The organism is Microbulbifer mixtoriginis (SeqCode), assembly GCF_052466715.1.
This window is the reverse complement of record NZ_CP174288.1, coordinates 2,086,710-2,101,079: the sequence shown is the minus strand read 5'-3', so window position 1 is coordinate 2,101,079 and position 14,370 is coordinate 2,086,710. Positions and strand designations below refer to the sequence as shown.

Genomic DNA, 14,370 nt, shown 5'->3' with positions numbered 1-14,370 from the left:
AAGCGCACAGAGACATTACTGTATCTGTGCGCCGAAGTTATGGCAGGATCAGAAGCTGTAAGTCAGCCCCATATAGGCGCGGCGACCTGAGTAGGAGGAACCCAAGACTCTGTTTTCTTCACCCCAATATCTATCGACCTTCTCTTCGGTGAGATTAATAATGGAGGCAGTGAGAGTAAGGTTTTCCATCAAACTATAAGAAGCATTTACATCAAGCTGATCATACTCATCAGTAAACGTATTCACACCGTTGCTATAGCCATCCGCATAGGCGCTGCGATAGTTGTAAGAGGCTCTCACACTGAAAAGGTCATTCTCGTAGTACACCGATAGGTTGTATTGATCTTTAGAGGTACCCGCAATTTCTGTTTTGATTGTTTCACCGCTTTCGAGGTCAAGATTGGCCAGCTCTGTGTCCGTATAGGTGTAGTTAGCAAAAACCCCAAAGCCGTTATCGAATGCATATTGCACAAACAGCTCGGCACCCTGAGCGGTGGCATCGGTGCCATTAACAGGCATCGACATGTTTACATTCCAAATGTCACCATCTATTTCCCTGGTTACCAGGGAACTGCCGTTAATGACGAATGATGCAATATCCTTCCTGAACAGGGTTACTCCCATTGCGGAAGCATCGTCGAAGTACCATTCCAGACCCAAATCAAACTGATCCGCTTTGTAGGGTTCCAATTCGGAGTTCCCCGCAAACCCATCTCTTACAGTCGCTCCTGGCAGTGGGGCGTGTATTGATTCAGAACCACCGAGGTCATCATAATTAACTCGGGCAACAACCCTCGCGAGGGCTGCACGCATTACTAAATCATCGTTAATATCCCAAGCGATATTGGCGCTTGGCAGAAAATCGGTGTTACTGCTATCGCGAATATTGGGCTCATCTTGCAAAACCCCGTCAATATTGTCATAGGTTCGGGCATATTGCTTGGTCTGCACCGCGCGAACACCAAAATTACCGCGCAAAGTGGCAGAAGCAAAATTTTGCTGTACATAGGCCGCAGTCACTTCCTCACCGATGCGATAGTCCTGGTCCCGTTCTACGGTTACTGTAGGATCACCATAAGTTTCATAGAGAAACTCTTTTAGCTTCTCAAACTCCAGGTGGGCAAAGTTGGGCACTTTGACACCACCAATAATATTATCGAGTGGGCCACTGGAAAGGATATCAATCGTATCCGGAACGCCATTAGGGTCGGTGTGGAAAGAATCGTCCGGCCACCAGGGATAACAAAGACCATCTTTACCGTCTTCATTCGGCCAGTTAATAGTCGGACACGGCGGGTTATCATCATCCCAAGCTTGTTTAGTAATGCGTCGGTTAATTTCGTGGTCGCGGTATTTAAGCCCTACATCAAGGGAAGTCAGCCAACCGTAATCCATATCGATAGATACATCTAGCTGGTAGTAGTTTTCATCATCTTCACTACTGGTCCAGTGCGAAGAAAACCAATCGTATAAGGGGTAAGTATTGGGGTCTCCCAGATCGGCACTGGTATCAATCTCTGCAGTACCACTGCTTAGGTCCCAGCTCCAGTCAGTCACAGTGCCATAGCGAGAGTTTACTGAGGCAAACAATTTCTCGGAAGGTCCGCCTTCCGCACTGGTGCTGCCCACAACCAATCGCACGCTATATCCATCTCCTTGGTAAATAGCATTAAAATCCAAGGTATCTGACACATATTCAGCTCGGGTGTAGTCACCAGCGACTTGAGGAGACTGCAATTCGGCCTGGCCTCTGTCCAACATGCCAATACCGAGTAAGGTATCGCCATCCTCGTCAAATTTAAGGCTACCGGGTGCAACGGCATCACCATAGTTCCACTCTGGAAATACAATACGGTAATTCTCTGAGTTGCCACCCTGCTCAAAGCGAAAATAATTGACACCTAGCTCAAGTTGTTCAACTGGACGCCACTGAGCACTGAGCTGAATTCCCTCGCGGGTACGCTCCTCTTCAAAAACGCTACCCACTACGGCTCTGGGGGCATAAAAATCGCGGTACTCATTACCATCGATATCTACCATGGGCCCCCTTTCTTCTACCCCTTCATGGGGCTTAACGTCACCTTGCCATCCCCAGTTTTCTGTGGTGGTGCTAATCACCCGGTTCTGACGGTCTTGCTTGGAATAACCAACTAATACACCAAAGGTTTCCTGATCATTTTTCCATGAGTAAAAACCCGTGTATTGTGGCTCATACTTCTCAGTGACATCCGCGTAAGTTGTTTCAACCGATAGCATGCCCTCTCCCGCGTCCAGATCCAGAGGTTTGCGGGTATGCAAAATGACAGTACCACCGATTCCGCCTTCATCCAGCTTTGCCTCAGGGCTCTTATAAACATCTGTACGGGCAATCATTGTTGCGGGCAACAAGGAATAATCTAGCGAGCGTGACGGCTCATCGCCCGGAGTGGCAATATAGTTACCGTTAAGTTGAGTAAAAGTAAGTTCTGGGGCTGTACCACGAATACTTACCCTGGCGCCCTCACCACCACTACGGACGATAGAGACTCCTGGCACCCGCTGTAAGGCATCGGCTACGTTTTTATCGGGGAACTTGCCAATATCTTCAGCAGTAATTGAGTCCACCACCGCATTGGAAAAACGCTTTACATCGAGGTTTTTCTCCATGCTCTGTCGAATGCCCAATACCTCTACTTCTTCAAGAGCCAAGTTTTCTTTTTGGGCTTCCTCTGTATTTTGCGCCTGTGCCATGCCGACGACACTGCATAACACCAGTGCACTGGCGGATGTGCGAAGTAACTCCGCCCTGCGGTTTTCTTTTTGGGTTTTCTCTTTCATAGCTAAGCATCACTTTTATTATAATTTTTGAGCCTTCCGTGCACCCTCTAAACTCGGCATACCCTCATACCAAGTTTTCGGAATAAGCCCGGTTTCAGATCTATCCATCCCTGGCTTACTTTTATAGGCAACCCCTTTCCCAGGGGTTTGCCTTACACGGTTATCAGCTTTCTAAGCCGAGTCGTTTTAATACTTCAGGCGGTGCGCCAGGGAAGCTGGCCATAGGCCTATTACCTACGTAGCCAATATCCGCCATGCCTTCCTCGGTGGTGTAGAATGCGGTAGATACAAGAACCCGTACCTTGGCAAAAAAACGTGCACCGGCTTGGAATTCTGGCTTCGCGTTACGAGTCCATTTAATGTCCTCGCAGATTGCATTTTTTTGAGATTCATTCAGCTCAACAAATGGGCCTTGGTACCTGCGCCTGGACTCTCCATCTAGCCAGACCACCCCTCCGCGAATAGTGACAAGGTCCGCCTTATTGTTGGAATAAGGTGCGCTGACATATTCATTGATGTAATGGTGTGCACCTACTGAAGAAGCGCTCGGTGAAATTTCATCTGCAGGTATAATCACATCGCAAAGTGCTGCGAGTACCGCCAACTCACGCGCATCTAATTGCATTTCCCATGGTACGACGGGGTTAAGCAGATCAGGATCTGTTGGTGTACCCCTGGCTAAAGTTTGTTTAGGTGCGTCAAGATTCTTAACCGCTGGTTTTGTAGCTGCTTTGTCTTCCTTCAACTCAACTTTTGGTGCTGCTTTCTCAGAACAACCGATTACTGGGACCGCAGCCGCAGTAGTAGCAATCAAACGCAGGGCATTACGGCGGCTCAGGTTTGTTTTATCCTTGCTCATATCAAATGTTCCTCTTTTTAAACTGTTCCACGATGTAGTCACAGGTACGCCAAGCCAGCGCCATAATGGTCAGGGTTGGGTTTTTATCGGCATTGGAAACAAAGGGAGCGCCGTCGGTTAAAAAGAGGTTCGGAACCTCCCAAGACTGGCAGTAAGGGTTGAGCACAGAGTCTTTTGGGTTGGAACCCATTCGCGCGGTGCCAACTTCATGAATAATCGCACCACCGTTGATAATGGCCTTGGCACCATCGGTCTGTACTGTTGTGGTCACATTGCCGCCCATACCCTCGATAATTTCGGCGAAGGTTTTGTGCATGTGGGCAGCCTGATTTAGCTCCTGGTCGCTCCACTTCCAGTGGAATTTCAGAACCGGGATACCCCACTGGTCAACTTGATTCTTGTCAATTTCACAGTAACTATCATCATTAGGGATCATTTCCCCACGACCATCGAACCAAACAAAGGAGCCGTAATAGCGTCGGCAGGCCTTTTTCAAATCTTTACCATAGGCACCTTCGGTAAAGTCACCCATACCACCGAAGGCACCTGCTCCAGGCATACTGCGGCCACCACCGAATTCAATGTGATAACCGCGCGCAAAATTCAGGTCTCCGCGCAACTGCTCTTTATATAGCCACCAGGGCATATACATATGCATCGCCGACGCGCCGTCTTCGTTGTAGGCGGGCATATTTTCCAGGGCTGGAATTTGGCCACCGACTCCGGCACCCACAGTATCCATCAGGTATTTACCTACAACACCACTGCCGTTGGCGAGACCGTCTGGGAATAAGGTGCTTTTTGAATTGAGAAGAATACGCGATGTCTCGGCGGCACTGGCCGCGACGACAACGGCGCGGGCACTGGCAAACTTTTCCTGACGGGTATCTTTATCAATGTAAACAACCCCGTTGGCTTTGCCTTTCTTATCAACGGTAACTTCGCGCACCATCGCGTCAGTGATGATGTCTAGGTTGCCTGTAGCCAACGCAGGAGGCAGTAGTACTGTGGTGGACTGGAAATTTGCCTTGATGGAACAACCGCGACCACAGGGTGTGGCCCAAAAACAGGCTGCGCGGGATTTCATCGATTCGCGGGTTACATCCTGGGCAAGCTTGTTATCGGGGAACAGTTTCTGCGGAATATTTTCATGATCGAGGCGCTCACTGAGAATCGCCAAGTGTGAGGGGATCACGGGGATACCCAGCTTATCACAAGCTTTTTTCGCTAACAGTTCATAAGCACGGGGGTTAGGGGGCGGCAATAATACGCCGTCGGAAGAGTCCGGAGTATTTTCCAATCCCTCATTGGTGCCGTAGACACCAATAAGCATCTCGGTTTTATCGTAGTAAGGTGCCAGGTCTTGGTAGCTGATGGGCCAGTCAAAGCCGAGCCCATCCCTTGAGTAGGGCTTAAAGTCGTATTCACCCATACGCAGGGAAATACGCCCCCAATGGTTCGTGCGGCCACCCAGCATACGCGCTCGCCACCAGTCAAAACGTCGACCTTTCTCTTGAGATCCCTGGGTATAGGGCTCGCCTGGTACCTGCCAACCACCATCCACTGTCGCATCGTAAAAACCGAACGGTTTTTCTGGCGTACTACCACCGCGCAGGGGTGCGTCTTTGGGCAAGTTAAACATAGGGGTTTCTTTGACCGGGTCGTAGGATCGCCCCGCTTCAAGCAGCAGTACCTTTAAACCGGCTGTGGCCAGCACATAGGCAGCCATGCCGCCACCAGCACCAGAGCCGACTATTAAGGCGTCGTACTCTTTATTCTCGATATCTTCACTCGCCATAACATCTCTCCTACATGATCATTTATTTTTCTTCTGACCGGTTAAATTCTATCAGCTGGAAATACTTTTCTGTAACCGGTTACATTTTTGGAAAATTTTTCTGCTTTTTTCGGCGCTAATAAAGTTAAATTTAAAATTTTTAGTGTTGGAGTCTGATTTCTTAAAGAAAACAGACATTAAAGTACATATTTTTACGTCTGGAGAATTTAAAAATATGTAACCGGTTACATGCGAAACTAAATTTTATCGATTTTTTTCATTTAGTTGCGCGGGCAGCTCCACCTTCCTGCCAAGCTGCTCAAGCAGCTGCTTAGTTGCCAGGATTCCATGGTCCTCATCTCCCGGCCCTTCAAACTCAATGCCGATATAGCCTCGATAACCCGCATCGCGAATTATCCGTAACATCCGAGCAAAATCCGTATTGATTTCAATTCCCGCTGAATCGAACTCAAAGCTTTTGGCACTAACACCCTGGGCGAACGGCATCAGTTGCTGAACCCCCAAATAGCGATCGTAATCTCCGAAGTTTCCAAAATCCGGCAAGCTGCCACAGTTGGACATATCTACACGCTGGAGGACCTGTGACAACCACTCCCCATTCGATGAGTAGCCACCATGGTTCTCAACAATCACGTTAATATAAAAATCCTGGGCGAATTCCGAAAGCGCGCGCAGCCCCTCAACAGCAGCCTTACCGACTTCTTCGCGACTCCCCTGCCCTGCGGCATTGACACGCACAGAGTGACAATTGAGGTACTTAGCCGCTTCGACCCATTTGTAATGGTTCTCTATGGCCTGCTTTCTCTTGCCTTTATCGGGGTCGCCTAGGTCGCCTTCGCCATCAACCATAATCAACAGACTGCGGACATTATGGTCTTCTGCTCTAGCCTTCATTGCAGCGAGAAACTTCAAGTCCTTTGCCTGATCCTTAAAGAACTGATTGACATACTCAACCGCTTCAATGCCAAAAACTTTGCGTGTTTTTACTGGAAAGTCCAGAACCTTAAGAGTTCCACTTCGCAGTTGCCGATGCAGGGACCACTGGGCTAAAGAGATTTTGAAAAAGCGTTCACTTGCCGCGCTGTGGCTAAGACGACTGAACCCAATAAGGGGAGCAGCAAGCCCCAAAGCTGCCAGCCTTGCACTATTTGCCAAAAACCGCCTTCTATTGATAGTCATTGCCGCCCTCCTATTTGGGAAACCTCAGCAGCAGATTTTGAGGGAGATTCTGCAGAGAAGCCTTCTTCTCCGTTATCCTTTAAAGAGCGGCGAAAGCCACTGATTGCTCCCCCCAGGTCTTCTCCCATACGACGAATCTTGCCGCTGCCAAACAGTAAAACTGCAAGCACCAGTACTATCAGGATTTGCCAGAGACTGATTCCTGAAATACCCATGAGCTTATAGCTCCCGAATTTTTATATTGCGATACCAGACCTTGTCACCATGATCCTGCAAAGCGATATAGCCGCTTTCAGAGCGTGCGAAATCTGGATAATTCGAAAACTTGCTGCCCGCCAAACGCTTGCCCCAATCCTCTGACCATAGCTCGTAGCTAACAATCTTGTTGCCGTTCAACCAATGTTCGACCTTTCCGTTCTCTACGCGTATACGAGTTTGGTTAAACTGCCCCGCAGGTTTGACACTCTCTTCACTGGGCGCATACATATCAAACACTGAGCCGGCGCTGTGGCTTGGCTTTTCCAGGTTGGGAAACGCAGCATTGTCCAACACCTGGTATTCCATGCCACTCATCCAAACTGGCGCATCTCCATCAGCGACACGATAAATAATGCCACTGTTGCCGCCCTCAGAAATTTTCCACTCCAGCTGCAATTCAAAATCCTCGAATTGTTCAGCTGTTACCAGATCCCCAGCCCCTCCGGCAGTTAAGACCAGATTGCCATTAACAACCTGCCAGGCCTCTCCAATTTGTGAGCCATTTGTGCCGGTCCAGCCCTGTAACGTTTCTCCATCAAACAGGTAACGCCACTCTCCGTCCGCTTGTTGGACATTCGATTCGGGCACCCGCTCGCAACCTGCAGCACCCAGCATCACTGCTGCTGCAATCACTAGGGATAGTTTGGATCTGGCTTTAGTAAGGTTTTTCATCATTATTATCTCCACACCTAACGCTGTTATCTAATCAATGCCGCTCTTCTTAGGGCAACAGTCCATGGAAATCTGCGGCTCTCATTTGTCCGAACAGGGGCCTGTGCTCTCCCGTTCCACCAGCTCAAAGGGCAAAATAGTCCGGCTGGATTTCAATGGCTTGCCATCGATAATCAATCGCAGCGTTTCCATGGCGTAACGGCCTAACTCCTCTGCGGGCTGGTTGATCGTAGTCAAAGGCGGATCTGTGAATTGGGAGAATTCAATGTTATCGAACCCTGTAACAGACACATCTTCCGGCACCCTGAGGCCCATTCTCTTCACTTGGTGCACAGCACCAATTGCCATCTCATCGTTCATACAAAAAATGGCAGTCGGCCGATGAGGGGTCGATAGCAAAGTCTCTGCGCCTTTCTGCCCAGAGGTCATGGTGAATTCCCCATGAACAACCATTTCAGGATCAAGTTCTAACCCACGTTTTTTTAGCGCCTCGGAAAATCCGGACAGCCTGTCTCGCACTATAGGGCTCTGCGAGGGCCCGGTAATAACCCCGATGCGACGGTGTCCCATCTTCATCAAGTGCCGCGCAACTTCCTGGGCCGCACCATGGTTATCCAACTCCACCACCGGATAACGATCATCTTCTACTATGCGCTCACAGGCATTCACCAAAGGAACAGATGCAGCCAGGTTTGCGTCCTTCTCTGCAAACGGATAGCGACTACCAAGCTGGATAACACCATCCGCTTGATTGGTTAGCGCCATACCTGCATAAAATTGCTCATTGCTGGAATCCCCTTTTGTGTCCCCCAGCAGCACCGAATAGCCTTGATCCTGTGCCGCTTTCTCAATCCCGCGAATGACCCGAGAAAAAAATGGATTAGCTATATTGGGAACCAAAACCATCACTGCGTATGACTTGCCCGAACTGAAGTTCCGCGCAAGGAGGTTCGGCCGGTAGCCCGCCTCCTCTACAGCCTTTAGCACCCGCTCTCTGGTTCGCGGAGAGACCATCTGCGGATCTTTCAATGCTCGGGATACGGTCGCGACCGATACGCCGGAGCGGCGTGCAACTTCGCGAATGTTTGACATAATTTCCTGCTAATTACCTGTTAGAAGCGGGTTATTTTCGCACAGATGGATACCATCTATGGATTCCCCACTGAAACGGCTGCTTCTGATTTGCTGGCTGCTTGCCTTCGATCCCACAGCCAAATAAAGGCAAAAATAGGGAGCAGGATAAGTGGAACTACCGCCAATGACTGGAATGACTCTACAGAAGCGGTTGCCAATACCGCATCCAACTCATCCCCACTCAGCTTTTCAAAGGCTTCCAAGCCCCCCGCTGCCTCAATCTTGGCATTGTCAAAAATAGCGCCAAGCTTTGGCAGAACAAATTGGATAGACATACCACCGGCAAAACCCAGCAATCCCAGAAATAATGCCCCACCGCGCACAAAACGCTCGGAGACTGTGGCCAGCATAGTGGGCCACATATAACAAACACCAATGCCCCAGACAGTCGCTGCCAAAAATGCAGTTACTGGCGTTCTAGCCATACCCAGGCAATAGAGCCCAATTGCGGCAAGGAGACTGCTTAACCATAGAAGTCCGATAGGAGACAGTTTCTTTGCCAGCCGTCCGGCAAAGTGGCGCATCACAAACATCAACATACTGACATAAACAAGGATAAGGATACCCTTCATGCCAACTACTCGGGATAGGGTCAGGTCTACCCACTGCCCAGGGGCCAGCTCGGTTGCGGCGGTCAGCCACATACACACCCATAGCAGAATAAACATCGGCTGCTTGAATACCTCTTTAAACATTTCTCCATAACTGATACCGGAAGAAACCCGTTCAGTAACTGGGAAATCTGTTTTAGCCACAAGCCAAGCCATAACTACAGCCGGTAGTGCCAACACGACAAGGTTCAACTGCCAGGGAAGCTCGAGGGCAGAGATTGACAACCCCAGTAACCCTCCAACCACAATACCCGCAGGCCACCACGCATGTAGTACGTTTAAACGTTGCGTTTTATTTTCTGGATCGACTGCAGCAACCATAGGATTACTGGCTGCCTCCACGGCACCCCAGCCCAAGCCTGTCAGTAACAGGCCAGCTAGTACCAGATTCTCTACCCCCTCCCCAGGAGTCACCATAGATGCCGCAATAATAAGCAAACTGCCCAACACATAACCTACAGATGAGAGCATCAACATTCGCTTGATACCGACCAAGTCCACAAGTGCGCTTCCAAATAGAAGTGTGAAAGCAAATCCAGCAAAGGTAATACCAATTGCTTCACCGAGCATAGTGGTGGAGTTAGCTAGGTCTATATGGTTATAGATATCTTCCTGCAAGTTAGTGGCTATCACCGTCCGCACAGCCATGCCCAAGCCAATCATAAAAATGGAGAGATTACCCACCAAGAATATTCTCTTGTTCTGGGGCGTTATCATCGTACTCATTTATCCAGTCTCCGCATGATTTATTGTTATTGGTTATTCACTTGGTTTGGAAAAATTTAATCCAATCCTAAAATCCGACGATTTCGCGCGCGATCTGTTTCTGCACCAGCAAAATCATCAAAAGCCTTGCCTGCCACGGTAATCAGGTGATCGCGAATAAATGGTGCCCCCTCACTGGCCCCCTGTTGTTGATCCTTAATACAACACTCCCATTCGAGTACCGCCCAGCGGTCGTAACCGTATTGGGTCAAGCGGCTGAAAATCCCGCGGAAGTCCACTTGACCATCGCCTAAGGAACGGAAACGGCCAGGCCTGTCAATCCAAGGGGCATAACCGCCATAAACTCCGGCCCTACCACTCGGATGGAACTCAGCATCTTTCACATGAAACGCCTTGATTCGCTCGTGATAGATATCGATAAAAGCCAAGTAGTCCATCTGCTGCAAAAGCAGGTGGCTGGGGTCATAGAGGATATTCGCTCTTGGGTGGTCCTCCACTTCGTAGAGAAAACGTTCAAAGGTCAGCCCATCATGCAGATCTTCACCGGGGTGAAGCTCATAACAGACATCAACTCCAGCACTGTCAAACGCATCCAATATAGGGCGCCACAGCCGGCCCAGTTCGTGAAAGCCCTCTTCCACTAACATTGCGGGGCGTTGGGGCCAGGGATAAAAAGTATGCCAAAGTAGTGCGCCAGAAAATGTAGCGTGCGACTTAAGCTTTAGATTGGCACTGGCACGAGCAGCCAACATCAGTTGATTGCTCGCCCACTCGGCGCGGGCTGGCAAGTTGCCCCGCACTTCCTCTGGGGAAAAAATATCCAGCATCTCTTTATATGCTGGATGCGCTGCAACCAGCTGGCCCTGCAAATGCGTGGACAGTTCTGAGATTTCTACTCCCGCCTTCTCACAGATTCCCAAAATATCGTCACAGTAAGCCTGGCTACTGCTGGCTAATTCCAGATCAAAGATGCGCTTGTCCCAAGTGGGAACCTGAATGCCTTTATAACCCAGATCCGATGCCCAGCAGGCCATAGACTCCAGTGAAGCCGGTTGGTCGCTCGGAGGGAGGAACTGGGCGAGAAATATCCCGGGCCCCTGAATTCTGGGTGCCTTCATTTATTCTTATCCTTTTTACTGCTGTACTTATTTACCTCTGCAAGCAATCAATCCTTCCTGGGTGATCAGCTTGCTTCTTTTGAAAAGCACAATGCTGTCTTTCCAAAAGCGGACTGGCACTGGGCCGACATCGACACCTCCCTGTGCCGTACTAACTGCCGGACTTCCACCCTGCCAGAGGTTCCTAAATTATTTGAAAATGAATCAATACGATTTAGCTGCTTATTCCCAATATGGCGACAGCGCCACCCAAGAAGAACTCGCACGGCTGCTTTCCAATGCACCGCGCACAAATGCCATAGCACGGACACCCGCATCAATATCCCCCACGACAGAACTTTCTTTAATGGGTTGTTCTTGCCGGCAGCATCTAACCTGGGCAGCAAAGTCGCGGTAAATATTCGCAAAGGCTTCTATATAACCTTCAGGATGCCCCTGCGGGGTTCGACAAAGAGCTCGGACCTCGTCATCCAGGTATCCACAGTCTGCACCAGCCTTCAAAAGGGCCACTGGCTCCCCTCTGCGCTTTAACTGCAATTGATTGGGAGATTCCTGCTCCCAGAACAGCGAGCCATGTTCGCAATAAACGCTGATATTCAGGTTATTCCCTTCCCCACCACAGACTTGGCTGGCTGTCAGGGTGCCGCGCGCACCCTGATCTAATTTAAATAGCGCCGCACCATCATCATCCAGAGCCCTTTGGTCGACTATTGATTGCAAGTCCGCACAGACCTCAGAGATACGCTGACCGGTAAAGAATTCGACCAAGTGGTGGGCATGGGTACCAATGTCGGCAAAACAGCCGCTTTCTCCCGAGCGTGCGGGATCTGTCCGCCAACTGGCTTGTTTACTTCCGCTGGAGTCGCCAGCCAATGCCAGCCAGCCTTGTGGGTAGGCAACAGTTACCCGGCGGACTTGCCCTAGCTCTCCCCTGGCTAAGATTGCCCTGGCCTGTGTCGCAAGTGGATAAGCCGCATAGGTATGAGTCAAACCATAGAGATGGCCGCTCCGTACGACCTCGTTTTTGAGCGCAAGGGTTTCCTCAAGTGTGCAAGCGGCTGGCTTATCAGAAAGAACATGAAACCCCGCTCGCAGTGCGGCAATAGAAACTGGGAGATGTAAATCATTGGGAGTTACTACAGAGACAAACTCTATGCGCTCATCAACAGGACGCTGGGATTCCTCCAGGAACATCTGCTCATAACTCTGGTAAACGCGCTCTGGGTTGAGGCCCAACTTCTCTCCACTGCTACGGCCACGCTCGGGATTACTGCTAAAACATCCCGCCACCAGCGCTATCTCACCGTCGAGGGAAGCTGCCATACGATGGATAGCACCAATAAAGGCACCCTCTCCACCACCGACCATGCCCATTCTTATTTTTTTTCCCATACCACTTCCCGTATAGCTGCCTCTGGCAACCAGGTTCTTATTATTTTGAATCTCTATCCGGCCAAGTATCTTGCCTCGCTATTGGTCCATTTCTTCTTTCACGGACCCTTGCAGCAAAATGTAACCGGTTACATTTTGTTTTTAAGATACAGAAAAAACTCACCGTTGCAAGCAACAGTTTCATTGCATGACGTTTATTTTGCCTCTTAGAGCGATGTATTTATATCCACACCGAACAGAAACCAATCAAATTGATTAACCCGAAGAGGTTAAAGTTAACGGTGATAGCCTACTTTTCGAGCGAAATCTTCCCAGCACAGCCAATTGAGCTTGTCGCTCTGCCACTTATTTTCTATGGGATGGCCAACCCCCGAGCCTGGAGATAATCCACTATCGGCGCCCGGCTGGGGGTGACAGCTTTTGAGCTTGGTACGCACCCAGTTTCCAGCATCATCGGCGACATTAGCAGCCAATCCCCAATGGTTTGGCCATACCGCGAGAAAATTTTTCACGCCATAATCATCCAGTTGGTATGGAGTGGGATAATCCAAGTGCACTAATAGATCACCATCTGGTCCCGGTGCATCTGTTTTCCAGCCTGCATATACCGACCACTGGCAGCCCTGCGCCCAAGCCTCAAAAGCCACCATCGCGCTGGAAAGGCGCTCAAAAGATGCACAAAGTAGATCATTATCTATTTCTGGCGGGATACACATATCGACAACACCCGCCTTGAACCTGGGAACTTCTGGGTTAAGCGTAAGAATCCAGAGCCCTTCCCCATCCTCCAGCGGGTGGTACATCACCACCAAGTCGATCAACAAAGCTGAAACTGGCGGGATATTGGGGCCGCGGGCTAAGAGCATATGCAGAGGTCTTACTAACTGGGCATTTTGTATCTGCTCCTCTGCCACACCCAAGTGCCGAATTACTTCAGCATTCCCCGCACCACAGGCAGAAATCACCAGCTCTGGTTTTAACTCACACGAGCGACCATCCATATCCAGAGTTACTTGCTCAATCCCTGCCCCCCCAAGCTGAAACGAGGCCAACCTCCCACGATAGATTTGCTTCCTCAAAGGTTCGCTCACACTGCGATAGGCTGCAGCTCCATCAAAAATAAGATCATCAGAAAATCTGAACCTGCGATTTGATGGCAAATTATCCGGATCAAAGATCTCGGGCAACTCAACTTCCTCAAAGGGAATAGCCGCTGTGGCCCAGTTATCTTCAACAGTGTTTAGAAAGTCCGGAGTCAGTGCTGCATGGAAATCTGTTATGCGACTATTCACGCCGCTAGTTGCAAGTTCTTTGTGCCAGCGCTGCGCGGCACATCGGTAAATTTCAGCAGCTTGGGGGTTAGCCGCATTCCAGCCGGAAGAGAAATAACCGTGGAAATGTAGAGACTCGGCGTCACCGAACTCATCGTCGACCAGTACCACCGAGTACTCTGGTATCAGCTCTCTCATCAGGGTTACCCCCTGAATACCACCTCCTAGGATCAGTACATCAACGGGAATTTCCTGTGACATAGGATGGCCTGCTTAATGGTTTGGCATGATTGGAGTAGTTATCAGCCCTAGTTGCCACAATGAATTTGCGACGATGCCGGAAAAACAACCTCAATCTATCTTGTTTGATACCTGCTTGTTGCTGTTTTTTTTATTCAACTATTTTCAATTTCCCGAGATTTGGGGCGCCGTAACCTCGCGAGAAGAGCCACCAAAATGCAAGAACATAAGACAAAAACCCACCCACGATACAAAGAAGGTACCAAAACCAGATTGGAAACTCATAGCCCAGTTT

11 protein-coding genes are annotated in these 14,370 nt (G+C 49.7%); all 11 read right to left on the bottom strand.

What is annotated here, in order from left to right:
- Positions 1 to 48: 48 nt before the first annotated feature.
- The gene (locus ACJJH9_RS09285) at positions 49 to 2,817 is read right to left on the bottom strand and encodes a TonB-dependent receptor (RefSeq protein ID WP_444925031.1); all 2,769 of its coding nucleotides are present in this window, start codon (positions 2,815 to 2,817) and stop codon (positions 49 to 51) included.
- Positions 2,818 to 2,980: 163 nt separating this feature from the next.
- Positions 2,981 to 3,676 carry a gluconate 2-dehydrogenase subunit 3 family protein gene (locus ACJJH9_RS09280; protein WP_252085880.1) on the bottom strand — a complete coding sequence of 232 codons (696 nt, stop codon included), beginning with the start codon at positions 3,674 to 3,676 and terminating at the stop codon, positions 2,981 to 2,983.
- Between the two features lies 1 nt (position 3,677).
- Positions 3,678 to 5,474: a GMC oxidoreductase gene (locus tag ACJJH9_RS09275; protein ID WP_444925030.1), complete on the bottom strand. Its 1,797-nt coding sequence runs from the start codon at positions 5,472 to 5,474 to the stop codon at positions 3,678 to 3,680.
- Positions 5,475 to 5,717: 243 nt separating this feature from the next.
- Positions 5,718 to 6,653, bottom strand: a complete 936-nt coding sequence (locus ACJJH9_RS09270; RefSeq protein ID WP_444925029.1) for a sugar phosphate isomerase/epimerase family protein — start codon at positions 6,651 to 6,653, stop codon at positions 5,718 to 5,720.
- The gene (tatA, locus tag ACJJH9_RS09265) at positions 6,650 to 6,868 is read right to left on the bottom strand and encodes a twin-arginine translocase TatA/TatE family subunit (RefSeq protein ID WP_152453619.1); all 219 of its coding nucleotides are present in this window, start codon (positions 6,866 to 6,868) and stop codon (positions 6,650 to 6,652) included. The genes ACJJH9_RS09270 and tatA overlap by 4 nt, the downstream gene beginning before the upstream one ends.
- A 4-nt stretch (positions 6,869 to 6,872) precedes the next feature.
- Positions 6,873 to 7,586: a 3-keto-disaccharide hydrolase gene (locus ACJJH9_RS09260; RefSeq protein ID WP_444925028.1), complete on the bottom strand. Its 714-nt coding sequence runs from the start codon at positions 7,584 to 7,586 to the stop codon at positions 6,873 to 6,875.
- A 78-nt stretch (positions 7,587 to 7,664) separates the two neighbouring features.
- Positions 7,665 to 8,675, bottom strand: coding sequence for a LacI family DNA-binding transcriptional regulator (locus ACJJH9_RS09255; RefSeq protein ID WP_444884951.1), 1,011 nt, complete (start codon positions 8,673 to 8,675; stop codon positions 7,665 to 7,667).
- Positions 8,676 to 8,731: 56 nt separating this feature from the next.
- Positions 8,732 to 10,054: an MFS transporter gene (locus tag ACJJH9_RS09250; protein WP_444925027.1), complete on the bottom strand. Its 1,323-nt coding sequence runs from the start codon at positions 10,052 to 10,054 to the stop codon at positions 8,732 to 8,734.
- A 56-nt stretch (positions 10,055 to 10,110) separates the two neighbouring features.
- On the bottom strand, positions 10,111 to 11,172 hold the full coding sequence (locus tag ACJJH9_RS09245) for a sugar phosphate isomerase/epimerase family protein (protein ID WP_444925026.1): 1,062 nt from the start codon (positions 11,170 to 11,172) through the stop codon (positions 10,111 to 10,113).
- Positions 11,173 to 11,394: 222 nt separating this feature from the next.
- The gene (locus tag ACJJH9_RS09240) at positions 11,395 to 12,564 is read right to left on the bottom strand and encodes a Gfo/Idh/MocA family protein (RefSeq protein WP_444925025.1); all 1,170 of its coding nucleotides are present in this window, start codon (positions 12,562 to 12,564) and stop codon (positions 11,395 to 11,397) included.
- A gap of 275 nt (positions 12,565 to 12,839) precedes the next feature.
- Positions 12,840 to 14,096, bottom strand: a complete 1,257-nt coding sequence (locus ACJJH9_RS09235; protein ID WP_444925024.1) for an FAD-dependent oxidoreductase — start codon at positions 14,094 to 14,096, stop codon at positions 12,840 to 12,842.
- Positions 14,097 to 14,370: the final 274 nt, after the last annotated feature.

Excerpts from the sequence above, each read along its gene's own strand:
- ACJJH9_RS09285 (WP_444925031.1), bottom strand. The coding sequence starts at position 2,817 with ATGAAAGAGAAAACCCAAAAAGAAAACCGCAGGGCGGAGTTACTTCGC.
- ACJJH9_RS09280 (WP_252085880.1), bottom strand. The coding sequence starts at position 3,676 with ATGAGCAAGGATAAAACAAACCTGAGCCGCCGTAATGCCCTGCGTTTG.
- ACJJH9_RS09275 (WP_444925030.1), bottom strand. The coding sequence starts at position 5,474 with ATGGCGAGTGAAGATATCGAGAATAAAGAGTACGACGCCTTAATAGTC.
- ACJJH9_RS09270 (WP_444925029.1), bottom strand. The coding sequence starts at position 6,653 with ATGACTATCAATAGAAGGCGGTTTTTGGCAAATAGTGCAAGGCTGGCA.
- tatA (WP_152453619.1), bottom strand. The coding sequence starts at position 6,868 with ATGGGTATTTCAGGAATCAGTCTCTGGCAAATCCTGATAGTACTGGTG.
- ACJJH9_RS09260 (WP_444925028.1), bottom strand. The coding sequence starts at position 7,586 with ATGATGAAAAACCTTACTAAAGCCAGATCCAAACTATCCCTAGTGATT.
- ACJJH9_RS09255 (WP_444884951.1), bottom strand. The coding sequence starts at position 8,675 with ATGTCAAACATTCGCGAAGTTGCACGCCGCTCCGGCGTATCGGTCGCG.
- ACJJH9_RS09250 (WP_444925027.1), bottom strand. The coding sequence starts at position 10,054 with ATGAGTACGATGATAACGCCCCAGAACAAGAGAATATTCTTGGTGGGT.
- ACJJH9_RS09245 (WP_444925026.1), bottom strand. The coding sequence starts at position 11,172 with ATGAAGGCACCCAGAATTCAGGGGCCCGGGATATTTCTCGCCCAGTTC.
- ACJJH9_RS09240 (WP_444925025.1), bottom strand. The coding sequence starts at position 12,564 with ATGGGAAAAAAAATAAGAATGGGCATGGTCGGTGGTGGAGAGGGTGCC.
- ACJJH9_RS09235 (WP_444925024.1), bottom strand. The coding sequence starts at position 14,096 with ATGTCACAGGAAATTCCCGTTGATGTACTGATCCTAGGAGGTGGTATT.